At 61.5% G+C, this 22,578-nt stretch carries 20 protein-coding genes; 10 read left to right on the top strand and 10 right to left on the bottom strand.

Annotated elements, in window-relative coordinates:
- Positions 1–35: 35 nt before the first annotated feature.
- Together AC1RMX_RS03520 and AC1RMX_RS03515 are read right to left on the bottom strand one after the other, a co-directional pair.
- Positions 36–710, bottom strand: a complete 675-nt coding sequence (locus tag AC1RMX_RS03520) for a methionine ABC transporter permease (protein ID WP_096822432.1) — start codon at positions 708–710, stop codon at positions 36–38.
- Positions 710–1,717 (bottom strand): methionine ABC transporter ATP-binding protein, encoded by a 1,008-nt coding sequence (locus AC1RMX_RS03515; protein WP_102621158.1) that lies wholly within the window; start codon positions 1,715–1,717, stop codon positions 710–712. The genes AC1RMX_RS03520 and AC1RMX_RS03515 overlap by 1 nt, the downstream gene beginning before the upstream one ends.
- A gap of 259 nt (positions 1,718–1,976) precedes the next feature.
- Between AC1RMX_RS03515 and katE the strand changes: the two genes are divergently transcribed.
- Complete coding sequence (gene katE, locus AC1RMX_RS03510) at positions 1,977–4,118, top strand: catalase HPII (protein WP_493070440.1); 2,142 nt, start codon at positions 1,977–1,979, stop codon at positions 4,116–4,118.
- 37 nt (positions 4,119–4,155) lie between these two features.
- On the opposite strand, the gene AC1RMX_RS03505 is transcribed toward katE, so the two are convergent.
- From AC1RMX_RS03505 to AC1RMX_RS03490, 4 genes are read right to left on the bottom strand one after another with little or no spacing between them, the layout of a single operon-like run.
- Complete coding sequence (locus AC1RMX_RS03505; protein WP_102621160.1) at positions 4,156–4,869, bottom strand: PA5502 family lipoprotein; 714 nt, start codon at positions 4,867–4,869, stop codon at positions 4,156–4,158.
- Positions 4,870–4,906: 37 nt separating this feature from the next.
- Positions 4,907–5,695: a zinc ABC transporter permease subunit ZnuB gene (gene znuB / locus AC1RMX_RS03500; RefSeq protein WP_493070438.1), complete on the bottom strand. Its 789-nt coding sequence runs from the start codon at positions 5,693–5,695 to the stop codon at positions 4,907–4,909.
- Positions 5,688–6,473 carry a zinc ABC transporter ATP-binding protein ZnuC gene (gene znuC, locus AC1RMX_RS03495; protein ID WP_096822428.1) on the bottom strand — a complete coding sequence of 262 codons (786 nt, stop codon included), beginning with the start codon at positions 6,471–6,473 and terminating at the stop codon, positions 5,688–5,690. The genes znuB and znuC overlap by 8 nt, the downstream gene beginning before the upstream one ends.
- Positions 6,473–6,955: a Fur family transcriptional regulator gene (locus tag AC1RMX_RS03490; RefSeq protein ID WP_217828997.1), complete on the bottom strand. Its 483-nt coding sequence runs from the start codon at positions 6,953–6,955 to the stop codon at positions 6,473–6,475. The genes znuC and AC1RMX_RS03490 overlap by 1 nt, the downstream gene beginning before the upstream one ends.
- 66 nt (positions 6,956–7,021) lie before the next feature.
- Between AC1RMX_RS03490 and AC1RMX_RS03485 the strand changes: the two genes are divergently transcribed.
- Entirely contained in the window at positions 7,022–7,942 is a 921-nt protein-coding gene (locus AC1RMX_RS03485) for a zinc ABC transporter substrate-binding protein ZnuA (protein ID WP_102621161.1), read from the top strand.
- 42 nt (positions 7,943–7,984) lie between these two features.
- Here AC1RMX_RS03485 and AC1RMX_RS03480 read toward each other — a convergent pair whose 3' ends face one another.
- Both AC1RMX_RS03480 and AC1RMX_RS03475 read right to left on the bottom strand, forming a co-directional pair.
- Positions 7,985–8,938, bottom strand: coding sequence for a homoserine kinase (locus AC1RMX_RS03480; protein ID WP_493070435.1), 954 nt, complete (start codon positions 8,936–8,938; stop codon positions 7,985–7,987).
- A 60-nt stretch (positions 8,939–8,998) separates the two neighbouring features.
- Positions 8,999–9,289: a DUF2782 domain-containing protein gene (locus tag AC1RMX_RS03475; RefSeq protein ID WP_102621163.1), complete on the bottom strand. Its 291-nt coding sequence runs from the start codon at positions 9,287–9,289 to the stop codon at positions 8,999–9,001.
- Positions 9,290–9,363: 74 nt separating this feature from the next.
- Between AC1RMX_RS03475 and polA the strand changes: the two genes are divergently transcribed.
- On the top strand, positions 9,364–12,168 hold the full coding sequence (gene polA, locus AC1RMX_RS03470) for a DNA polymerase I (protein ID WP_493070433.1): 2,805 nt from the start codon (positions 9,364–9,366) through the stop codon (positions 12,166–12,168).
- Between the two features lie 412 nt (positions 12,169–12,580).
- Here polA and yihA read toward each other — a convergent pair whose 3' ends face one another.
- Positions 12,581–13,225: a ribosome biogenesis GTP-binding protein YihA/YsxC gene (gene yihA, locus AC1RMX_RS03465; RefSeq protein WP_493070431.1), complete on the bottom strand. Its 645-nt coding sequence runs from the start codon at positions 13,223–13,225 to the stop codon at positions 12,581–12,583.
- Between the two features lie 191 nt (positions 13,226–13,416).
- Here yihA and AC1RMX_RS03460 point away from each other — a divergent pair, with 191 nt between their 5' ends.
- The 7 genes from AC1RMX_RS03460 to AC1RMX_RS03430 all read left to right on the top strand — a co-directional run bounded on the left by AC1RMX_RS03460 (position 13,417) and on the right by AC1RMX_RS03430 (position 20,784).
- Entirely contained in the window at positions 13,417–13,722 is a 306-nt protein-coding gene (locus AC1RMX_RS03460) for a c-type cytochrome (protein WP_085713044.1), read from the top strand.
- A 32-nt stretch (positions 13,723–13,754) separates the two neighbouring features.
- The gene (locus AC1RMX_RS03455) at positions 13,755–14,372 is read left to right on the top strand and encodes a c-type cytochrome (RefSeq protein WP_096822422.1); all 618 of its coding nucleotides are present in this window, start codon (positions 13,755–13,757) and stop codon (positions 14,370–14,372) included.
- A gap of 208 nt (positions 14,373–14,580) precedes the next feature.
- Positions 14,581–15,222: a thiol:disulfide interchange protein DsbA/DsbL gene (locus AC1RMX_RS03450; protein WP_096822420.1), complete on the top strand. Its 642-nt coding sequence runs from the start codon at positions 14,581–14,583 to the stop codon at positions 15,220–15,222.
- Between the two features lie 14 nt (positions 15,223–15,236).
- On the top strand, positions 15,237–16,115 hold the full coding sequence (locus AC1RMX_RS03445; RefSeq protein WP_096822419.1) for an endonuclease/exonuclease/phosphatase family protein: 879 nt from the start codon (positions 15,237–15,239) through the stop codon (positions 16,113–16,115).
- Positions 16,112–18,220 carry a diguanylate cyclase gene (locus tag AC1RMX_RS03440; RefSeq protein WP_493070428.1) on the top strand — a complete coding sequence of 703 codons (2,109 nt, stop codon included), beginning with the start codon at positions 16,112–16,114 and terminating at the stop codon, positions 18,218–18,220. Before AC1RMX_RS03445 ends, AC1RMX_RS03440 begins: the two co-directional genes overlap by 4 nt.
- A gap of 95 nt (positions 18,221–18,315) precedes the next feature.
- Positions 18,316–19,095: an N-acetylmuramoyl-L-alanine amidase gene (locus AC1RMX_RS03435; RefSeq protein ID WP_102621166.1), complete on the top strand. Its 780-nt coding sequence runs from the start codon at positions 18,316–18,318 to the stop codon at positions 19,093–19,095.
- A gap of 72 nt (positions 19,096–19,167) precedes the next feature.
- The gene (locus tag AC1RMX_RS03430; protein ID WP_096822416.1) at positions 19,168–20,784 is read left to right on the top strand and encodes an EAL domain-containing protein; all 1,617 of its coding nucleotides are present in this window, start codon (positions 19,168–19,170) and stop codon (positions 20,782–20,784) included.
- Here AC1RMX_RS03430 and AC1RMX_RS03425 read toward each other — a convergent pair.
- Positions 20,781–22,571 (bottom strand): KinB sensor domain-containing domain, encoded by a 1,791-nt coding sequence (locus AC1RMX_RS03425; protein ID WP_096822415.1) that lies wholly within the window; start codon positions 22,569–22,571, stop codon positions 20,781–20,783. The genes AC1RMX_RS03430 and AC1RMX_RS03425 overlap by 4 nt on opposite strands.
- Positions 22,572–22,578 lie beyond the last annotated feature (7 nt).

The following is a 22,578-nucleotide window of genomic DNA, read 5'->3' as shown; positions in this document are numbered from 1 at the left end:
CAGCGAATGGCCGGCTCATGTCATTACAAAACCGGTTATTTGCGCGAAAAGTGAACGACCAGTCGGTCGCCTGCCATTTGCAGCACTTGCACCAGAATCAGCAGCAACACCACGGTGACGATCATCACGTCGGTCTGGAAACGCTGGTAGCCGAAACGAATCGCCAGGTCACCCAGGCCACCGGCGCCGACCACACCCGCCATTGCGGTGTAGGAAACCAGTGTAATCGCCGTCACCGTAATCGCCGCGAAGATGCCCGGACGGGCCTCCGGCAACAAGGCGTTCATGATGATCTGCCGGGTGGTCGCGCCCATCGACTGGGTCGCTTCGATGATGCCGCGATCGACTTCACGCAGAGCGGTTTCCACCAGCCGCGCGAAGAACGGCGTTGCACCTACCACCAACGGCGGAATCGCACCGGCCACACCCAGCGAGGTGCCGGTGATCAGCACGGTGAACGGGATCATCACGATCAACAGAATAATGAACGGCAGCGAACGCAGGATGTTCACCACCAGCGACAGCAAGGCGTACACGCCTTTGGCTTCGAGCAACTGACGCGGGCTGCACAGGAACAGCAACACGCCCAGCGGCAGGCCGAGCAACACGGTGAACAGCAGCGAACCGCCGAGCATCATCATGGTGTCGCCAGTGGCCAGCCAGATTTCGTACCAGTCGATATTGGTGAAGAAACTCATCAGGTCTGCCATTAGCGCAACACCTCCATGTGAACGTCAGCGGCGGTGAAGCGGGCGAACGCCGCGTCCATGTCGCCACCGGTGACGGCGAGGGTCAATTGCCCGTAAGGAATGTCTTTGATGCGGTCGATACGACCGGCCAGGATGCTGTAGTCCACACCGGTTTCCCGGGCGACGGTTCCGAGCAACGGCGCGTAGGTCGCTTCGCCCTGGAAAGTCAGACGCACGATGCGGCCCGGCACGTGAGCGAAGTCATCGCGCTGCTCGCTTTCGTCGATCTGCTCGTCTTCCTGGACGAAACGCTTGGTGGTCGGGTGCTTCGGATGCAGGAACACGTCGGCCACCGAGCCTTGCTCGACGATCACGCCGGCATCCATCACCGCCACCTGGTCGCAGACACGGCGGATCACATCCATCTCGTGGGTGATCAGCACGATGGTCAGTTTCAGCTCACGGTTGATCTCGGCCAGCAGTTGCAGCACCGACGCGGTGGTCTGCGGGTCGAGGGCGCTGGTGGCTTCGTCGCACAGCAGAATTTTCGGCTTGGTCGCCAGGGCACGGGCAATACCGACGCGCTGCTTCTGGCCACCGGACAACTGCGCCGGGAATTTTTTCGCGTGATCGGACAAACCGACGCGCTTGAGCAATTCGGCCACACGCTGGTCGATCTCGGCGCGGGACAGTTCACCGGCGAGGGTCAGCGGCAGCGCGACGTTGTCGGCCACGGTCTTGGACGCCAGCAGGTTGAAGTGCTGGAAGATCATCCCGACTTGCTGACGGAAACGGCGCAGGCCGTTGGCGTCCAGCGCGGTGACTTCTTCGCCGTCGACAATGATCTTGCCGCCACTGGATTCTTCCAGGCGATTGATCAGACGCAGCAGGGTACTTTTTCCCGCGCCGGAATGGCCAATCAGGCCGAACACCTGACCGTTCTCGATGGAGAGACTCGTCGGATGCAGCGCGGTGATGTCCTTACCGGCGACGCGGTAAGTCTTATGGACGTTTTGAAACTCGATCACGTAGCGAACCTTGTGGGGCGCGTTGGAAAAGGATCAGCGGTTAGCCGGGCGCGCATTTTAGCCTGTCCGTATAGAGGTTATTAGCATTTATTCCGCATTCAACCTTTCATTTGGCAATAACGCGATCAAAGGTCATAAAAAAGGAACGGCAAAAACCCTCGTCAGTCACTAGTTAAGCGACTTGAAACTCCGGGTACCGTGCCCGGGAACCACTCAAGAGCCCCGGCGCGACCGGGGTCAAACGAGGAGTTTACGTCTGATGAGTACCAAAAAGCCTGCCACCGACAAAAGCCAACTGGCCGGGACCAACACCCCGGATCGCGCCAACACCAACACCAAACTCGACAGCCTGGAAAAGTTTCGCTCCGACGCCACCGGCCAGGCCCTGCGCACCAATCAGGGTGTGAAGATCGCTGACAATCAGAACACGCTGAAGGCCGGACCCCGTGGGCCGTCGCTTCTCGAAGACTTCATCATGCGTGAGAAAATCACGCACTTTGACCATGAGCGGATTCCCGAGCGCATCGTCCATGCCCGCGGCACGGGTGCACATGGTTTCTTTCAAACCTACGAGAACCATTCGGCGCTGACCAAGGCTGGTTTCCTACGGGATCCGGGGAAGAAAACCCCGGTTTTCGTACGCTTTTCCACGGTGCAAGGGCCACGCGGCTCCGGCGATACCGTGCGCGACGTGCGTGGTTTTGCCGTGAAGTTCTTTACCGACGAAGGCAACTTCGATCTGGTCGGCAACAACATGCCGGTGTTCTTCATTCAGGACGCGATCAAGTTTCCCGACTTCGTCCACGCGGTAAAACCCGAGCCGCACAACGAAATGCCCACCGGCGGGTCGGCTCACGACACGTTCTGGGACTTCGTGTCGCTGGTGCCGGAATCGGCGCACATGGTCATCTGGGCGATGTCCGACCGGGCCATCCCGAAAAGCCTGCGCAGCATGCAGGGTTTCGGCGTGCACACTTTCCGACTGATCAACGCCGAGGGCAAATCGCGCTTCGTCAAATTCCACTGGCGCCCCACCGCCGGCACCTGTTCGCTGGTGTGGGACGAAGCGCAGAAGCTGGCCGGTAAAGACACTGACTACCATCGGCGCGACCTCTGGGAGGCCATCGAGACCGGGGACTACCCGGAATGGGAACTTGGCGTACAAGTCATCGAGGAGGAAAACGAGCACGACTTCGATTTCGACATCCTCGACCCGACCAAACTGATTCCCGAGGAAATCGTCCCGATCACGCCGCTGGGCAAGATGACCCTCAACCGCAACCCGGACAACTTCTTCGCCGAAACCGAACAGGTCGCGTTCTGCCCCGGCCATATCGTGCCGGGCATCGACTTCTCCAATGACCCGCTGCTGCAAGGTCGGCTGTTTTCCTACACCGACACACAGATCAGCCGACTCGGCGGGCCGAACTTTCATGAGCTGCCGATCAATCGCCCGGTCGCGCCCTTCCACAACGGCCAGCGCGATGCCCAGCACCGCACGGTAATCGACAAGGGCCGCGCGTCCTACGAGCCGAACTCGATTGATGGCGGCTGGCCGAAAGAAACTCCACCGGCCGCACAGGACGGCGGGTTCGAGAGCTACCCGGAACGCATCGACGCCAACAAGATCCGTCAGCGCAGCGAGTCGTTCAGCGATCACTTCTCCCAGGCGCGGCTGTTCTTCAAGAGCATGAGCAAGCACGAGCAGGAACACATCATTTCGGCCTACAGCTTCGAACTGGGCAAGGTTGAGCGGGAGCACATTCGGGCCCGGGAAGTGAACGAGATTCTGGCCAACATCGACCTGGAACTGGCCAAGCGCGTGGCGCACAACCTTGGGTTGCCAGCGCCGGCCAAAGGCACGGTCGAGGTACGCAAGACATCTTTGGATCACTCGCCGGCCCTGAGTCAGGCCAACCTGTTGCCGGAGAACATAAAGACGCGAAAAGTGGCGATTCTGGCGGCCAATGGTGTCGATGGTGCAGCGATCGATGCGATGAAGAAGGCTCTGGCGGCAGAAGGTGCGCATGCCAAATTGCTCGGCCCGACCTCGGCGCCGGTAAAGACAGCCGATGGCAAAAGCCTGGCGGTGGATGCGTCGATGGAAGGTTTGCCTTCGGTGGCGTTCGACGCGGTGTTCGTGCCGGGTGGCGCGGCGTCAGTCAAGGTGTTGAGTGGTGACGGCGTGGCGTTGCATTACCTGCTGGAGGCTTACAAACACCTGAAGGCAATTGCGCTGCAAGGCGACGCCAGGCAGTTACTGGATGTGTTGAAGCTGGAGGTGGATGCCGGGCTGATCGAGGGCAAGGATGTGAAAGCGCTGACCACGTCGTTCTTTGCGGCGATCGGGCAGCATCGGGTCTGGGATCGGGAAGCGAAGGCCAAGGCGATTCCGGCCTGAAAAAAACCGCAGCCTGCGAAATGCAGGCTGCGGTCATTCAAGGTTTGCGTGGGCTCAAGACCATCTGTGCCGGAACTGTGCGCAAGATCTGTTTCTCGATCTGCAGATCGAAATCCGGATCGAGCTTCTTCACGCGCTTGGTGATCAACGTCGCCAGCCACGGGTAATCATTGGTGCGCGGCGCCTGAATGCTCACCGCACAGTCGTAATTCACCACATCGGCGGCGATCGCGTCGAGTTGACGGCGAAGTTTGCGGCTATCGGTGATATTCAGCGCAACCGTGGTGCTTTCGGCGGTCGGATCGATCACCTTGGCTTTCGGCTTGGCTTCGGCGGCCTGAAGTGCCGCTTCGGCTTTCTCCAGTTCAGCCTTGCGGGCTTCGGTGATAGCACCGTTGACGCCACCGGTCAGCGCCGGGGCCTTGGGCATCAGCGCGCGGGCGCGGGCCAAAGCGGTTGCGGCAGCATTCACATCGCCCTTCTGCAGGACGATCTGGCTGCGGCGCAGATAGGCTTCGGCCAACTGGCGCTGGTATTGCTCAAGGGACTGATCGTTGGGCGTTTCGGCCTGCAAGGCTGCCAATTGGTCTTCGGCTGTGGCCAGTTCGCTGCTGGCCAGGCTTTGCTCCAGCTGTGCGATGGCCGTGGCCCGCGCATCGGGGGCTTCGGCCACCGGCGGCGTGCTTTGGCAGGCGCCCAGCAGCACTGAAAATGCGACAAGGAGCAGATAACGGGAGGCGAACGGCTTCATTCCTGCGACTCTCTATTTGCGCAAAAAACGAGCAAGTCTACACCCCTCGACGGGGCAGAACAAAACTCAGCAGAAACAGTGCGGCCGACGTCACAACGATTGACGGGCCGGCCGGGGTGTCCTTGAACCAGGACAACGCCAGCCCGCCACACACGGCGAGCATGCCCAGCAGGCTCGCGCCCAGTGCCATCTGCTCCGGCGAGCGGGCGTGACGTTGTGCCGCAGCTGCCGGGATGATCAACAGCGACGTAATCAGCAGCACACCGACGATTTTCATCGCCACGGCGATCACCACCGCGATCAGCAACATCAACGCCATGCGCAAACCGGCCACCGGCAGGCCTTCGACCCGGGCCAGCTCTTCGTGCACGGTGATCGCCAGCAGCGGCCGCCACAGCGTCACCAGCAGCACCAGCACCGCCGCGCTGCCACCGAGGATCCATGCAAGGTCAGTCGGACTGATCGCCAACAGATCGCCAAACAGATAGGCCATCAGGTCGATCCGCACTTCATGCATGAAGCTTAGTACCACCAGCCCGAGAGAGAGCGTGCTCGGCGCAAGAATGCCCAACAACGTGTCGGACGCCAGTGGCTGACGCTGTTGCAGGGTTACCAGCAGCACCGCCAGCAGCAGGCAGCCCACGGTGACAGCAACGGTCGGGCTGACATCCAGCAGAAAGCCCAGCGCCACGCCGAGCAGCGCGGCGTGGGACAGGGTGTCGCCGAAATAGGCCATGCGCCGCCAGACCACGAACGAGCCCAGCGGCCCCGCGACCACCGCCAGCGCCAGACCTGCAAGCAGGGCGTAGAACAGAAAATCAGCCATGCTTGCAGCTATCTCCGTGAACGTGAGGTTGGCCCGTCACAGGCCCTTTGACCACCGAACCGTGCAGGTCGTGGGCGTGGTCGTGATGGTGGTGATAGACCGCCAGGCTCGGCGCGTGATTGCCGAACAGCTCGACGAAGGCCGGGTCGCCGCTGACCTGCTCGGGATGCCCGGAGCAGCAGACGTGACGGTTGAGGCACACCACCTGGTCGGTGGTGCTCATCACCAGATGCAGGTCGTGGGAGACCATCAACACGCCGCAGCCATGACGGTCGCGCAGGCGGGTGATCAGGCTGTACAGCTCGGCTTGCCCGGCCACATCGACACCTTGCACCGGCTCGTCGAGCACCAGCAGTTCCGGCTCGCGCAACAGCGCCCGGGCCAGCAGCACGCGCTGCATTTCGCCACCGGAAACGCTTTGCACCGGGCTGTCGATGACGTGCTCGGCGCCGACTTCCTTGAGTGCCGCCAGCGCACGCGGGCGATCAACACCCGGCACCAGCCGCAGAAAGCGCAGCACTGACAGCGGCAAGGTCGGATCGACGTGCAGTTTTTGCGGCATGTAGCCGATGCGCAGTTTCGGCTTGCGCCAGACGCTGCCGCTGTCGGGCTTCAATAACCCAAGCACGGCGCGCACCAGCGTGGTCTTGCCGGCGCCGTTGGGGCCGATCAGGGTGACGATCTGCCCCGGTTCGACGCTCAGGTGAATGTTGTCCAGCACGTTCTGCCCGGCAAACCGGACAGCCACCTGCTCCAGACGGATCAACGCATCGCTCATCAAGCCCCCTGGCAACCGGAGCAGAGGCCGACCACTTCGACGGTCTGGGCCTCGACGATGAAGCCGACGTCCTTGGCGCTGTGGACGATCGCATCGCTGATGGTTTTTTGCTCAAGCTCGATGGCGGCGTGGCACTCGCGACAGATCAGGAACTGCCCCTGGTGCGAGTGTTTCGGGTGAACGCAGCCGACAAAGGCGTTCAGCGAGGAGATTCGGTGCACCAAGCCGTTTTCCAGCAGAAAATCCAGCGCGCGATACACGGTCGGCGGCGCAGCGCGGCGGCCGTCCTGCTCGCTGAGCACCGCCAGAATGTCGTAGGCACCCAGCGGCTTGTGGCTCTGCCAGACCAGTTCCAGCACCCGCCGACGCAATGCGGTCAGGCGCAGGCCTTTCTGTGCACACAAGGCATCGGCCTCGGACAGGGCGCTGTGGACGCAATGGGAGTGGTCGTGGGGACGGCTGGCAATCGGGGTAATAGGCATGAGCGGCGACGAGTTTGGTTAGAGACGTTATTATGTTACCCGTTCTCGCCTCCTTGAGTGGTCATCGTGTCCCGACTTTTTTCTGTTTTTGTGGCATTTGTCGCCAGTTTTCTGCTGATCGGTTCGGCCCAGGCCGAAGTCAGAGTCCTCACCAGCATCAAGCCGCTGCAATTGATTGCCGCTGCGGTGCAGGACGGCGTAGCGATTCCCGAAGTGCTGCTGCCACCGGGGGCTTCGCCGCATAACTATGCGTTGCGCCCGTCCGACGTGCGCAAGGTGCAATCGGTGGACCTGCTGTACTGGATCGGCCCGGACATGGAAGGTTTCCTGCCACGCGTGCTGAATGGTCGTACGCTGCCGAGCGTCGCCGTGCAGGACCTGCCAGGCATGAAGCTGCGCCGCTTCGCCGAAGACAGCCACTCCCACGCCGAAGACGCCGACGAGCATGATCATGATCACCGTCCCGGCACTCTCGATGCACATTTGTGGCTATCGCCGGTGAACGCGCGGGTGATTGCCGACAAGATGGCCGCCGACCTGAGCGCTGCCGACCCGGCCAATGCCGAGCGCTATCAAAGCAACGCCAAGGCGTTCGACGCGCGTCTCGATGCGCTGGATCAGCGTTTGAAGAAGCGCCTGGCCAGCGTTGAAGGCAAACCCTACTTCGTCTTCCACGAAGCCTTCGACTACTTCGAAGAGGCCTACGGCTTGAAACACACCGGCGTGTTCAGCGTTGCGGCGGAAGTGCAGCCAGGCGCCCAGCATGTCGCGGCGATGCGTGCGCGATTGCAGGAAGTCGGCAAGACTTGTGTGTTCAGTGAGCCGCCGTTGCGCCCACGCTTGGCCGAAACCCTTGTGGCGGGCCTGCCGGTGAAGCTGGCGGAGCTGGATGCGTTGGGCGGCTACACGCCGGCAACTGCTCAGGGTTATGAGCAAGTGCTGGAGAAGCTGGGGAATGACCTGGCAGGGTGCCTGGAGTCGCTCTAATACAAAAAAACCGCAGCCTGCACAGGCTGCGGTTTTTTTCTTTTACAGGGCAAACGGCAGCGGTGTGCTGACCTGCTGACGCTGCGCCAGACGCTGCTCGAACTCCTTCGGATCGTGAATCAGCACGTCTTGCCCGGCGAACGATTCCGCCGCAATCAACCGCGACAGCCAGAACCGCACGCACGCCACTCGCAGCATGGTCGGCCACAACTCGGCCTCGGCCGCAGTGAACGGGCGCAGTGCCGCGTAGGCACCGAGGAAGGCCCGAGCCCGAGGGCCGTCGATCAAGCCGTCATCGTCCGAACACCAATCGTTCAAGGCGATCGCTACGTCGTAGAGCATCGGCCCGGAGCAGGCGTTGTAGAAGTCGATCAGCCCGGTCAGGTGCGTGCCTTCGAACATCGCGTTGTCGCGGAACAGGTCGGCGTGGATGTTCGCCCGCGGCAGCGCGAGAATTTTGTCTTTCTGTTGCGTGATTTCGTCCAGCGCGGTTTGCAGCAGAGCGCGCGGCGCGTCGCTCAGGTGCGAAAGAAACTGCGTGCCCTCTTCCAGCATCCAGTCCAGGCCACGATCGGTCTTGCGTTTGATCATGTCGTTGCCCTGGGTTGCCAGGTGCAGGTGCGCCTGCAAGTCACCGACCTGCGCGCAATGCTGGGCGTTGGCCTGCTTGATGTGCTTGCCGGCCAGGCGCGGCTGCAACAGCGCCGGCTTGCCTTTCAGCTCGCGCAGGGCCACGCCGTCAGTGGTGCGCAGCGCGTAGGGCACCGGCAGGTCGGCTTCGTGGAGGACGTCGAGCAGGTCGATGAAGAACGGCATTTCCTGCACCGGGCCGCGCTCGACCAGGGTCAGGACGAACTCGCCCTTTTCCATGCTGATGAAGAAGTTGGTGTTTTCGCTGCCGGCGGCGATCCCCTGGAAATCGAGCAGACGGCCGAGCCCGTAAGGGGCGAGAAAGGTTTCCAGCTCGGGCCGAGCCAGGGGGGTGAACACAGACATGGTTAAAAACTGCTCAGTTCTGGCGCCGCCATCGCGTCGGCGCCGGTTGAAATTAAGAAACTACTTCCACTCGAAAATCTTCCACGCGGGGATCAGCATATCCGGCTGGTCCGAGCGGATGAAGTTTGCATCAGTACCGTCCGCGCGCACCAGAAAATAGGGCGGGAAACCCTTCTGGGTCACCTTGATCGCGTACAGGAATCCGTTCTGCCGGTACTCCTGGATGGTCTTGTCACCTTCGGTACGGATGGTGACCTCCGGTTCCGCTGACGGCGCATCATCCGCCGCGATCGCGGCCAGTGGCGTGGTTGCAATCAAACTGACCAGCAGCAAGCGATTTAACGTACGCATGATAACCTTGTCCCTTTGTCGTCAACGGTCCCGCTATTCTAGCGCCGGACCCGCCGAAAAGGTTGATCCTGCTCATGAGCCAAGCCCCCCTCGTCCTGGTGGACGGTTCGTCTTACCTGTACCGCGCCTTTCACGCGCTGCCACCGCTGACCACCTCCAAAGGCCTGCCGACCGGCGCGGTCAAGGGCGTGCTGAACATGCTCAAGAGCCTGCGCAAGCAGTATCCGGACAGCCCGTTCGCCGTGGTGTTCGACGCCAAGGGCGGGACATTTCGCGATGAGATGTACGCCGAATACAAGGCCAACCGCCCGAGCATGCCCGACGACATGCGCGTGCAGATCGAGCCGCTGCACCAGAGCGTGAAAGCCCTCGGCTTCCCGCTGCTGTGCGTCGAAGGCGTCGAGGCCGATGACGTGATCGGCACCCTGGCCCGCAGCAGCGCGGCCGCCAATCGTCCGGTAATCATCTCCACCGGCGACAAGGACATGGCGCAACTGGTCGACGGCCACATTACCTTGGTCAACACCATGTCCGGTAGTTCGATGGACGTGGAGGGCGTGAAGGAGAAATTCGGCGTCGCTCCGGAGCAGATCATCGATTATCTGGCCCTGATGGGCGACTCTTCCGACAACATCCCCGGCGTTCCCGGCATCGGGCCGAAAACCGCGTCCGGCCTGCTGGTCGGCGTCAACGGCGGCCTGACCGAACTCTACGCACAGCTCGATATCGTGCCGACCCTGCCGATCCGTGGCGCCAAGACCCTGCCGGCCAAGCTCGAAGAGCACAAGGAAATGGCCTTCCTCTCCTATCAACTGGCGACCATCAAGGTCGACGTGCCGCTGGACATTGGCCTCGACGACCTGCAAATGGGCCCGGAAGACCCGGCCCAACTGCTTGAGCTCTACACCCTGCTGGAGTTCAAGAGCTGGATCAACGATCTGGAACGCGACGCCAAGCGTCTGGAACTGAGCAGCACCGCTGCCCCTGAGCCGGCCGCCGATCTGTTCAGCGCACCTGCGGAAGAAGCGCCGGTCGCTCCGGCTGAAGCCGCGTACGAAACCATCCTCGATCAGGCCCGTTTCGACGTCTGGCTGGAAAAACTGAAGAACGCCAAGCTGTTTGCCTTCGACACCGAAACCACCGGCGTCGACGCCCAACAGGCGCAACTGGTCGGTCTGTCCTTCGCGGTGCAGGCCAACGAAGCGGCCTACATCCCGCTGACCCACTCCTACATCGGCGTGCCGGAGCAACTGGATCGTGACACCGTGTTGCGCGCACTCAAGCCGATCCTGGAAGACCCCAGCAAGCTCAAGGTCGGCCAGCACGCCAAGTTCGACATGAACATCCTGGCCAACTGCGCCATCGGTGGCGATCAGAGCCAGGGCATCACCGTGCGCGGCATTGCCTTCGACACGATGCTTGAGTCCTACGTGCTCAACTCCACCGCCACCCGTCACGACATGGACAGCCTGGCGCAGAAGTACCTGGATCACACCACCGTGAGCTTCCAGGACATCGCCGGCAAAGGCGCCAAGCAACTGACCTTCGACCAGATCGCTCTGGAACAGGCCGGCCCCTATGCCGCCGAAGATGCCGACGTGACCCTGCGCCTGCACCAGACGCTGTTCGAAAAACTCAGCGCCATCCCGAGCCTGGCCAGCGTACTGACCGACATCGAGATCCCGCTGGTGCCAGTGCTGGCTCGCATCGAGCGTCAGGGCGCATTCGTCGATGCTGCACTGCTTGGCGTTCAGAGCATCGAGCTGGGCGACAAGATGGTCGCGCTGGAGCGTGAAGCGTTCGAAATCGCCGGTGAAGAGTTCAACCTGGGCTCGCCGAAGCAACTCGGCGTGATCCTCTACGAAAAACTCGGCCTGCCGGTGCTGAAGAAAACCGCCAAGGGCCAGCCGTCCACCGCCGAAGAAGTGCTGGCGAAACTGGCCGAAGACGATCACCGCTTGCCAAAAGTGCTGATGGAACACCGTTCCATGAGCAAGCTGAAAAGCACCTACACCGATCGCCTGCCGGAGCAGATCAACCCGCGCACCGGGCGTATCCACACCTCGTATCATCAGGCTGTGGCATCGACCGGTCGCTTGTCCTCAAGCGATCCGAACCTGCAGAACATTCCGGTGCGCACCGCTGAAGGCCGACGCATCCGTCAGGCCTTCGTTGCGCCGAAAGGCTACAAACTGCTGGCGGCGGACTACTCGCAGATCGAATTGCGCATCATGGCGCACCTGTCCCGCGACGAAGGCCTGATGAACGCCTTCCGCAACAACCTGGACGTGCACACCGCCACGGCGGCCGAAGTGTTCAAGGTCGAGCTGAACGAAGTAACGTCCGACCAGCGCCGTGGCGCCAAGGCGATCAACTTCGGTCTGATCTACGGCATGGGCGCGCAGAAGCTGGGCAAGGACATCGGCGTCGACACCAAGACCGCCAAGGCCTACATCGACACCTACTTCGCGCGCTACCCGGGCGTTCGTGAATACATGGATCGCACCCGCGCACAGGCTGCAGACCAAGGCTACGTGGAAACGATCTTCGGCCGTCGTCTGTACCTGCCGGACATCAACTCCAACAAGCCGCAGGAACGCGCTGCCGCTGAACGCACGGCGATCAACGCGCCGATGCAGGGCACCGCAGCGGACATCATCAAGAAAGCCATGGTCGCGGTGGATAACTGGCTGAGCGCTTCGGGGCTGGACGCCAAAGTCATCCTGCAGGTGCACGACGAACTGGTACTGGAGGTTCGCGAGGACCTGGTCGATCAGGTTCGCGACGAAATTCGCATCCACATGAGCGAAGCGGCGAAACTGGACGTGCCGTTACTGGTGGAAGTCGGGGTTGGCAACAACTGGGACGAGGCGCACTGAGGCCTCTGGGACGGGGTTTTGCCGCGACATGACGTCGCGGCAAAGGCATCGAATGACGCTTAGTTCTGATCGCTCTTGAGCTTATTCCAAAGTTTTTTGAAAAGAATCTGAACTAATCTTGCGACAGGCCACTCAGAGTTACTGAATGGCTGGTGAAGCCCTTCGATGCTCCTATGTTGTGTTAAGTGTTGGCAGATATCTGAACCCCGCCCTAGCGGTTCGGAACTTGAACCCCGGAACTTCTCCCTCCCCATATGAAGTCCGGGGCTTTTTTTTGCCCCAAAACTGCCTGTGGCGCAGCCATGCTGCGTTAAAAGCACAACAAAAAATGCTCATTTAGGTTCCCTAAACTCCGCTTTTTTGCTGCACTTTTGCCTTGCCTGGCAGCACCACAAGCAGTTTTGAAATCCCTTTACTCTACCGCGGCCTCTGCGCCTTTATCCGCCAACTCCATCCAGCCCGCCAACACAGTGTAGGCCTCTTCCAGGCCCATGCGTTTTGGTGCGGAGAACAGCTGGATCGTCACCAGATCGCCCCACCCCTTACGAATTTCCGACTGCACCTTGAGCAGCGTGTTCTTGGCTGCGCCGTAGGTCAGTTTGTCTGCCTTGGTCAGCAGAATGTGCATCGGCATGCCGGCCGCAACGGCCCAGTCGAGCATCAGCAGGTCGAAGTCGGTCATTGGATGACGGATGTCCATCATCAGAATCAAACCCTTCAAACTCTCGCGACCACCGAGGTAAGCCTCGAGGTGACGCTGCCAGTGTTGCTTGAGCGGGATCGGTACTTTTGCATAACCGTAGCCCGGCAGGTCGACCAGACGCCGTTCATCGTCTAGCTTGAAGAAGTTCAATAGCTGTGTGCGACCCGGGGTTTTCGAGGTGCGCGCCAGGCTGGCGTGAGTCAGTGTGTTCAGCGCGCTGGATTTACCGGCGTTGGAACGACCGGCGAACGCCACTTCGAAGCCTTCGTCGTCGGGGCACTGATCGACTTTGGCGGCACTGAGCATGAACGTGGACTGTTGGCACAGGCCGAGGATGGGATTCTTGAGTTGCATGGGATTTCCGATGTGGGCGGCGCCGGGATTGGGCGCGGAACGCGGTGTCGCTTCCGTTTCAGTGACGCCAGTATATAATGCCGCAGATTTTGTGTGTGCTTTGTCCCAGCGAAGGATGAAGTTCACGAGAGCGACAGACCTTGATTGCGCATTAGAACGCAGAACGCTCTCAACCCTGAAAAGGTCGTTTTATGACGAAATGGCTGCTGGCTGCCGGAGTCTTGATGCCGCTTTACAGCGCACAGGCTACACAGGATCCGGAAGCAGTGTACAACCGTGTTTGTGGTGCCTGTCATTCCGGCCAACTCCCCATGGCGCCCAGAAGAGGCGATCAGGAAGCTTGGACGCCGAGGTTGGCGAAAGGTATGGAGACGCTGGTGCAACACGTGACCCAGGGTTTCAAGGCAATGCCGCCGCGTGGTTTGTGCATGGACTGCAGTGCCGAGGATTACCAGGCCATCATCCTCTGGATGAGCGGAAGTAAACCCGGTCCATAACTCTTAACCCTTAGCCGTAGTTGGATTAGCTGATGAACAAATTGATCGTGAGTCTGCTGTTGACCGTGGGAATCTCAGGCTTCGCCCATGCTGCCGGTGATGCCGCCGCAGGCCAGGCGAAAGCCGCCGTTTGCGGGGCCTGCCATGGCCCGGATGGCAACAGCATGGCGCCAAACTTTCCAAAACTGGCCGGACAGGGTGAACGCTACCTGACCAAGCAGTTGCACGACATCAAGTCGGGCAAGCGCACCGTTCTGGAAATGACCGGGCTACTGACCAACCTGAGCGATCAGGACCTGTCCGACATCGCCGCCTACTTCGCCAGCCAGAAAGGCAGCGTCGGCGCCGCCGATCCGAAGATCGTCGCTCGCGGTGAAGCCCTGTTCCGTGGCGGCAACCTGGAAAAAGGCCTGCCAGCCTGCACCGGTTGCCACTCGCCAAACGGCGCTGGCAACGCAGCCGCCGGTTTCCCGCATCTGGGTGGCCAACACGCTCAATACATCGCCAAGCAACTGACCGATTTCCGTAAGGAAGATCCTGCCGTCGGCCGCAGCAACGACGGTGATGCCATGACCATGCGCACCATCGCTCGCAAGCTGAGCGACGAGGACATCGCGGCGGTCTCCAGCTACATTCAAGGCCTGCACTAAGGTCACTGCGATGGTGATTCGAGCGTTGCGTGCGAAGGACAACGCCTGCCACGTTAACGCTCGATTAATCCGTTGCATGAAGTATAAAAAGGGTGGCTTTGGCCGCCCTTTTTTGTGGCCGCTGCCGTTACACTACAGAACTCATGCCCGCCAGGATCTGTCTGAAAACAGGTCGCGCGAGGCGACCCAATTTGCCCAGGAGTAAAGCATGCGTAATCTGATCATCAGCGCCGCCCTCGTCGCTGCCAGCCTGTTCGGCGTGACGGCCCAGGCCGCCGAAGCACCTGCCGCCCCGTACGTCGAACTGAGCAATCCGGTGCCGGTTGCCGTGCCTGGCAAGATCGAAGTGGTGGAACTGTTCTGGTACGGCTGCCCGCACTGCTACGCCTTCGAACCCGTGATCAATCCGTGGGTTGAAAAACTGCCTTCAGACGTCAACTTCGTACGCATTCCTGCCATGTTCGGCGGCCCGTGGGACGCTCACGGTCAAATGTTCCTGACCCTGGAAGCCATGGGCGTCGAGCACAGCGTTCACGCTGCCGTCTTCAACGCGATCCAGAAAGAACACAAGAAGCTGACCGACAAGAACGACATGGCCGACTTCCTCGCCACCCAAGGCGTAGACAAGGACAAGTTCCTGGCCACCTTCGACTCCTTCGCTATCAAGGGCCAGATCATCAAGGCTCGCGAACTGGCCAAGAAGTATGAAATCTCCGGCGTTCCAACCATGATCGTCAACGGCAAATACCGTTTCGACATCGGCTCCGCCGGTGGTGCCGAAGAAGCTCTGAAGCTGGCTGACCAACTGGTCGCCAAAGAGCGAGCGACCAACAAGGCAGCCGCCAACTAAGCGCGGCAATCGCCATGCGCCGCTGGGGAGCCGAACGTCTCGTTGGCCTGCATGATCCGCAGGTCAACGAGCATCACCTGGAGTCCACGGGCCTGCCCGCAGACAGCCGTTTGCGCCTGCTCAGCTTCAACATCCAGGTCGGCATCAGCACCGAGCGTTATCGGCACTACCTGACCCGCAGCTGGCAGCATCTGCTGCCGCACCCCGGACGCTCCGGCAATCTGCAAAAGATCGGCAATCTGCTCGGCGACTTCGACCTGGTCGCCCTGCAGGAAGCCGATGGCGGCAGCCTGCGTTCCGGCTACGTCAATCAGGTCGAACACCTGGCCCATCTCGGCGCCTTTCCCTACTGGTATCAACAACTCAATCGCAACCTCGGCCGACTGGCCCAGCACAGCAACGGTGTGCTCAGTCGTCTGCGCCCGTGGGCGATCGAAGACCACCCGCTGCCGGGGCCGAAAGGTCGCGGGGCGATTCTGGTACGTTTCGGCGAAGGTCCCGAGGCGCTGGTGGTGGTGATGATGCACCTGGCGCTCGGCGCCCGGGTACGCACGATGCAACTGGCCTACATTCGCGAGCTGATCGGCGGCTACAAGCATCAGGTCCTGATGGGTGACATGAACACCCACGCCAGCGACCTGCTCCAGCACTCGCCCTTGCGCGACCTCGGCCTGCTGGCCCCGCAACTCGAAGCGACGTTCCCCAGCTGGCGCCCGCAGCGCTGCCTGGACCATATTCTGCTCAGCCCGACCCTGACCCTGGAAAAGGTCGAAGTGCTGGCGCAACCGATTTCCGATCACCTGCCCGTCGCGGTAGAGATTCGTCTGCCGGGTTCGCTCACGGCCGATGCATTGCCCGCGTTGAGTCCTGCCCCTCGCGGAACGCCTGAATGAGCGACGAAGCCCAGCGCTGGAAAGAGAAATACCTCAAAAGCATCGAACAACAGGAAAAGCTCGAACGTCGATGGGACGCCCGGCTCGACCTGCTGCGCCGCGGCCTGGTGCGCAGCACGCTGGCGGCGGAAGGCACCGACCGCGTGGTCGATCAATGCATGAAAGAAATGCGCGACGTGGTGCGCACCGACGACATGGACGCCGGCCTCGCCGCCCTGTTGCCGCGCCTTGAAAAAGCCGTGCTCGACTCCGAGCAACGCCGTGAAACCCGGATCAATCAAGTCAGCACGGCCCTGAATTCGCTGGTGACTCAACTGCAATCGCTGCCCCTGCCCCGGGAAGTCGCCCAGCCACTGAAGAAGTTCGCCAAGCAGCTGGATGGCCGGGTCAGTCAGGCGCGGGAAATGCCGCTGCTGCTCAGTGAACTCAGCGGCTTGCAGGGCAAGGCCCTGAGCCAACTGGAGACCCCGGCGGAACCGGGACGTCCGGGGCTGTTGCAGCGCCTGTTCGGCAGCCGCGACAGCGAGGAAGCGCCCGCACCGGTGGCTCAGCCTGCCGTGGCTTCTCCAGCCGCTCAGCCGGAGCAACCACCCGCTGCACCTGAAAGCACGCCAATGCCAGAAGCGCCTGTCGCAATCGTCGAACCGGCAGCCATTGCGACCGTCATCGAAACACCGGTCACCGCACCTCTGGTCGCGCCACTGCAAGCTTCAGCACCAGCACCAGCACCAATATCAACACCCGAGCCTGTTGCAGAGCCGGAAGTGGTTGCCTTCGAGCCTGCCCGGATCATTACAGAAGTCGTCACCGCTCCCAGCGAACCGGAACCTGCAGAGCCAGAACCCGAGCCGCAAGCCTTCACGCCACCTCCGGTCTTCGCGCCGGCAATGCCGGCGGCCTTCAACCCTGACGAACTGATCCACCCCGGCGACAACCCGCTCCCGGTCATCCTCGACAGCCTGCCCTTGCCCGAGCCTATCGCGCAGGCATTGGCGGCCATCGATCCGGAGCAGTCCGAGCAGGACATTCTCTACGCGTTACCGGACTCGCCCGAACCGTCCTACAGCTCGGTGGCCAAACACATCGAAGACACGCTGATCGGCCTGCTGGACGATCTGACCTTGCCGGAACGCCATCGCCCGCAAGCCGAGGCCATGCGCGATCGACTGAAACATGGCCTCAACTGGTACGAATTGCTACCGATCCTCGACGATCTGGCGACCCTGATGTTGGCCATCACCGACAGTGGGCAGCACGAGTTCGAGGCCTATCTTCAGCAACTCAACGAACGCCTCGAAGCGTTCCAGAGCAACCTGCAGGCCGCCAGCGAAGGTCATGCCGACAACAGCTCCGCGGCGCGGGCGATGGACACGCAGATCCGTGAACAGGTCGACGGCCTGCAAAACAGCGTGCAGGAAGCGGCGGACCTGAACGATCTCAAGCAGGTATTGGAAAACCATCTCGAAGGCCTGCTCGGCACGATGGACCAGCACCAGAAACAGCGTGACGCCCGTGAGCAAGAAGTGGCCGGACGCTTGAAAAGCCTGGCCGAGCGCGTAGCGCACATGGAACAGGAAGCCCTTGGTTACCGCGAGCACCTTGAAGAGCAGCGCCAGAAAGCCCTGATCGATCCGCTCACCGGCCTGCCCAACCGCGCCGCCTGGAGCGAGCGACTCGACCACGAAATCGCCCAATGGCAGCAGCACGGCAACACCCTCAGCCTGGCGATGCTCGACCTCGATCACTTCAAACGGATCAACGACAACTACGGGCATCTGGCCGGCGACAAGGTGTTGAAGATCATCGCCACGGTGCTGCGCAAGCGCCTGCGCGGCAGCGATTTCATTGCCCGCTTCGGCGGTGAGGAATTTGTCCTGCTGCTGCCGGCCACCCCGCCGGCCGTCGGCGCCAAACTGCTGGAAACCCTGCGCGCCTCCATCGAGGCCTGCCCGTTCCACTTCAAGGGTGAGCGAGTCACGATCACTATTTCCATGGGGCTGGCGGCGTTCAGGCCGGGAGAACACAGCGATCTGGTGCTCAAAAGAGCCGATCAGGCGCTGTACCGGGCCAAAAACGCAGGCCGCAACCGGGTGGAGCTGGGCTGAAGACAATTGTTCCATTTCATTTAAATCAGCCCTTTTGCCGTTCGCACGCAAGTCAGTACGTTACACTGTTGCATTATCGACTTGCGTGTACTGCCATGAAATTCCTTGCTCTCATCGCGTCGCTGCTCGTTCTGGCCGGTTGTGCCAGCGGCCCGCGCTACGACACCAGCCACCCTTCTGCCAATCACGACAGCCGTGCGCAGTTCGTGATCGTGCATTACACCTCCGCCTCCCTCGAGCGTTCGCTACAACTGCTGACCCACGGTGAAGTCAGCAGCCACTACCTGATCGGCGACGACAAGAACGGCACGATCTACAAGCTGATGGACGAAAACCTGCGCGCCTGGCATGCCGGCGAAAGCGAATGGCAGGGTCGTACCTGGCTCAACTCAAGCTCGATCGGCATCGAAATCGTAAACCCTGGCTTCAAGGACACTCCGACCGGACGCATTTGGTATCCGTACAGTGAAGCCCAGGTGCAGTCGCTGATCGTGCTGCTCAAGGACATCAGCAAACGCAACGGCATCAGCCCGGACCACATCATCGGTCACAGCGATATCGCACCGTTGCGCAAGCTTGATCCGGGCCCGTTGTTCCCGTGGAAGCGCCTGGCCGCCGAAGGTCTTGGCTTGTGGCCCGATGAACACGCCGTAGCCCGCCAGCAAGTAAGGTTCGACGTCGAGTTACCGAGCATCAGTTGGTTCCAGGCGCAACTGGCACGCCTGGGCTACGCAACGCCGCAGAACGGTGAGCTGGACGTGGCGACCCGCCATGTACTCGCAGCCTTCCAGATGCACTTCCGCCCTTCCCGCTTCGACGGCACCCCGGATGCGCAAACGGCAGCCTTGCTGCTGGTGCTGAATCAGACAAAATAATGACGCCCGCCCGACGGTCAGGGCGAAAGTGCAATCAGCAGCTATAACTCATTGGTAATTCTTCGGATATCCATGATGGTTGCTACCCGAGAGACGCTGCGTAGCTGGTTTTATCGCCCCTGGTTTCTGGCGATGCTGGCGGCTGTCCTCAGTGCGAGTCTGCTGATCACCGGCGGGTTGTTCGTGGCCGTGCATCAGGTCGAACAAAGCGAAAGCCAGGAAATGAACGCCCAGGGCGAGCGCTTCCTGGCCCGACTGGAACAGTTGTTCGGCCAGTTGCGTGAAAGCCTCGACGACCTCGAGGCCCAGCCCCTGCGCAGCTGCGACGACGAGATGATCGCCACGCTGCAGCAAGTGACCTTCAACTATCGCTTCGTCTATGAAGCCGCCTACATGGACGCCTCGCGGATCTGCTCCAACCGTCCGCGTCAGGAAGGCCTGTCGGTCGTGCGCCCGCCCGACATCAAGGGCCCGACCTACAGCTACTGGCTGAACACCACCACCGAACCCGATGAAAATCGCGCGGCACTGATGCTCGGGCGCGGCAACTTTCGCGTGGCCACCTCACGCGGGCACCTGACCGACATGGTCGATCTGTCCCCCGGCAGCAGCCTGCTGGTGGTGCTGGACCATGGCAGCCGGGCGATTCCCGTGCTCGGCGTGCCACAGACATGGCCGCCCACCGAGCCATGGCCTCCGAAGAGTCTGGACGCCCTGCAAGTCACCCAGAGCCATCTGATCTATCGCATGCCCACCGACAACCCGGAATACCAGTTGGTGCTGATTACCCCGCGCACCGGCATGCACATCCCCGAGCTTTGGTGGTGGATGGTGCCGGTCTGTCTGCTGCTGGGCGTGCTGGTCGGGCTCACGGTGTTCTGGCTGGTGCGTCAGCATCAATCACTGGATGCCGAACTGCACGGCGCGATCCGCCGTGGCGAATTGCAGGTGCTGTATCAACCGATCTTCGACCTCGACAGCCGCAACTGCGTCGGCGCCGAAGCCTTGCTGCGCTGGCGCAGGCCGGACGGCACGCTGACCAGTCCCGACCTGTTTATCCCGATGGCGGAAAACACCGGGCAGATCCGCCAGATGACCGACTTCGTCCTCCAGCGCCTGCTGGAGCAACTGGGCCAATTACTGCGGGCCAATCCGCAGCTGTACATCTCGGTGAACCTGGCGGCGTGCGATGTGATGGTGCCGCGTATCGGTCAGGTCATGGCGCGGCTGTTGACGCTGCACCGGGTGGCGGCACGGCAGATCGCGTTTGAAGTGACCGAGCGCGGCCTGATCGATGTGGTGGTGGCCCGGGAAAACCTGCAAGCGCTGCGCGATGTCGGCCATCAAGTGCTGATCGACGATTTCGGCACCGGCTATTGCAGCCTCGCCTACTTGCAAACCCTGCCGGTGGATTGCCTGAAAATCGACAAGGCGTTCATCGATGCGCTCGGCCATGACGCCGCCAGCAGCGGCGTGGCGCCGCACATCATTCACATGGCCCAGGCACTGGATCTGAAAGTGATTGCCGAAGGTATCGAATATGAATCCCAGGCGGCGCTGCTCAGCAGCGAAGGCGTGAAGTTCGGCCAGGGCTGGCTGTTCGCCCACGCCTTGAGCGCCGTGCAATTCATCGAGCTGATCACCCGTGGACGGCGACTCGCCGGCCGCCGGATGGACGACGAAGCCTAGACCGCCAGCGCCATGTAGAACTGCGTGCCCTGCCCCGGCCGCGAATAGACGCCCATCCGCCCGCCGTGCAACTGGACGATTTCCTTGCACAGCGCCAGCCCGAGCCCGGCCCCGCCTTTCTTGCGCCCGACCTGAACGAACGGTTCGAAGATCCGCCCTTGCTGGCCGTAGGCAATACCTTCGCCATTGTCCTCAACGCTGATGATCACCCGCTCGCCATGCCGACGCGCCTGCAAACGGATCAGCCCGTCGCGGGCGGTATGGCGCAAGGCATTGTCGATCAGGTTGTCCAGAACTCGATCCAGCTGGGCCTGATCGGCCTGCAAACGCGGTAACGGGCCTTGCACCTCAATGTTCAACGCAACGCCCTTCTGCGCTGCCGAGTCGGCAAAACGCGATTGCGCCTGGGCCAGCAAATCCTCGATGGAGCACGGCGCCAGCGCGAGTTTCTGCAGGCCGCTCTGATAGCGCGAAAAATTCAGCAGATCGTTGATCAGCTGCATCAAGCGCTGCATCTCTTCATTGACGGTGTCGAGCAGATCGGACTCCCGGGATTCCGCCGGAAACTTCGCCCGCTCGCGAAACAGCCCGAACGCCATGTGCATGCCGGTCACGGGCGTGCGCAGTTCGTGTGATGCACGCAACACGAATTCGCTGCGCACCCGCTCGAAGGCCCGCTGTTCGGTGACGTCATGCAACACCATCACCGCGCCGAGAATATGCCCCTGGGTGTGGCTGACCGGAGTCAGGCTGTAAGTCAGCAGTCGCGACTCGCCATCAACTTCGATGCTCAAATCTTCCGGTGCGCGCTCAAGAGTGCCGCCGCGCAGCACCAGTTGCAGCTGCGCATCCAGTTCGGGACGCTGAAGCGCAGTGCCAAGGCCCTCGCCAAACCGGTCGCTGTCCCAGCCCAATTGTCGCTGAGCCACCGGGTTCAAGTGCTCCAGGTGCCCCTGGCGGTCGATCATCAGCAAGCCGTCATCGATGCTGTCGAGCACGGCTTGCAAGCGTTGCTGGCCGGCCAGCAGTTCATCGACATTGGTCGCCTGATGCTCGCGTAGCGCTTCGGCCATCAGCCCGAAACGCCGGGTCAGCAGGTTGATTTCCATGGCCGAGGACACCGGCAGGGTCACTTCGAAATTGCCTTGCCCGATGTTGTCCGCTGCTTTCGCCAGTGCCTCGATCGGCGCACCGAACCGACGAGCGATCCCCTGGGCGGTGATGAAACCGATGATCAACACCGCCAGCCCCACCAGCCCGAGCAGACCGGCGATCAGCAGCGCCCGGTCGCGGGCGGCGTGTTGCACGGCGTTGATGTTATCCAGTGCGTGTTTGTGCTCGGCGATCAGACCGTTGCGCAGGGTGTTGAAGCGCTCGCGCAAGTCGCCACCGCCACTCAGGGCTGCGCCTGGATTGCGGGACACGTCGAACGCCTGAAGAAAGCTCAGGTAATCGGCCTTGGCCTGACTGAATCCGTATTGACGGTCGTCGTCTTTCTGCTCCTGGGCGATACCCTCGTCGAGCAGCTCGAAGTAATGCTGTTTCGACGCTTCGAAGGCGGCTGGATCGGGCTTCTCGGCGAGCATCATGATCAGTTGATCGCCCAGGGTCTGGCGCAGCTTGAGCCCCAGATCGAGGGTGACGAAGTTGTTGCGGATCAACGCCTCCTGAGTCCCGGCCATTTGCATCACGCTGACCAGCCCGAGCATCAGCCCGAGCAAGGCCACGGTGATCAGCGCGGAAATGCTCAGGAACAAGCGGGTCCGCAACTTCATCGCCAGTTTCATCGGCGCA

The organism is Pseudomonas sp. GW822-FHT03F04, from assembly GCF_058801405.1.
This window is presented reverse-complemented; position numbering and strand designations above follow the sequence as displayed.

What these genes read in the sequence shown, in the direction of transcription:
- AC1RMX_RS03520 (WP_096822432.1), bottom strand. Translation starts at nt 710, where the DNA reads ATGGCAGACCTGATGAGTTTCTTCACCAATATCGACTGGTACGAAATC.
- katE (WP_493070440.1), top strand. Translation starts at nt 1,977, where the DNA reads ATGAGTACCAAAAAGCCTGCCACCGACAAAAGCCAACTGGCCGGGACC.
- AC1RMX_RS03505 (WP_102621160.1), bottom strand. Translation starts at nt 4,869, where the DNA reads ATGAAGCCGTTCGCCTCCCGTTATCTGCTCCTTGTCGCATTTTCAGTG.
- znuB (WP_493070438.1), bottom strand. Translation starts at nt 5,695, where the DNA reads ATGGCTGATTTTCTGTTCTACGCCCTGCTTGCAGGTCTGGCGCTGGCG.
- znuC (WP_096822428.1), bottom strand. Translation starts at nt 6,473, where the DNA reads ATGAGCGATGCGTTGATCCGTCTGGAGCAGGTGGCTGTCCGGTTTGCC.
- AC1RMX_RS03490 (WP_217828997.1), bottom strand. Translation starts at nt 6,955, where the DNA reads ATGCCTATTACCCCGATTGCCAGCCGTCCCCACGACCACTCCCATTGC.
- AC1RMX_RS03480 (WP_493070435.1), bottom strand. Translation starts at nt 8,938, where the DNA reads ATGTCTGTGTTCACCCCCCTGGCTCGGCCCGAGCTGGAAACCTTTCTC.
- AC1RMX_RS03475 (WP_102621163.1), bottom strand. Translation starts at nt 9,289, where the DNA reads ATGCGTACGTTAAATCGCTTGCTGCTGGTCAGTTTGATTGCAACCACG.
- polA (WP_493070433.1), top strand. Translation starts at nt 9,364, where the DNA reads ATGAGCCAAGCCCCCCTCGTCCTGGTGGACGGTTCGTCTTACCTGTAC.
- yihA (WP_493070431.1), bottom strand. Translation starts at nt 13,225, where the DNA reads ATGCAACTCAAGAATCCCATCCTCGGCCTGTGCCAACAGTCCACGTTC.
- AC1RMX_RS03460 (WP_085713044.1), top strand. Translation starts at nt 13,417, where the DNA reads ATGACGAAATGGCTGCTGGCTGCCGGAGTCTTGATGCCGCTTTACAGC.
- AC1RMX_RS03455 (WP_096822422.1), top strand. Translation starts at nt 13,755, where the DNA reads ATGAACAAATTGATCGTGAGTCTGCTGTTGACCGTGGGAATCTCAGGC.
- AC1RMX_RS03450 (WP_096822420.1), top strand. Translation starts at nt 14,581, where the DNA reads ATGCGTAATCTGATCATCAGCGCCGCCCTCGTCGCTGCCAGCCTGTTC.
- AC1RMX_RS03445 (WP_096822419.1), top strand. Translation starts at nt 15,237, where the DNA reads ATGCGCCGCTGGGGAGCCGAACGTCTCGTTGGCCTGCATGATCCGCAG.
- AC1RMX_RS03440 (WP_493070428.1), top strand. Translation starts at nt 16,112, where the DNA reads ATGAGCGACGAAGCCCAGCGCTGGAAAGAGAAATACCTCAAAAGCATC.
- AC1RMX_RS03435 (WP_102621166.1), top strand. Translation starts at nt 18,316, where the DNA reads ATGAAATTCCTTGCTCTCATCGCGTCGCTGCTCGTTCTGGCCGGTTGT.
- AC1RMX_RS03430 (WP_096822416.1), top strand. Translation starts at nt 19,168, where the DNA reads ATGATGGTTGCTACCCGAGAGACGCTGCGTAGCTGGTTTTATCGCCCC.
- AC1RMX_RS03425 (WP_096822415.1), bottom strand. Translation starts at nt 22,571, where the DNA reads ATGAAACTGGCGATGAAGTTGCGGACCCGCTTGTTCCTGAGCATTTCC.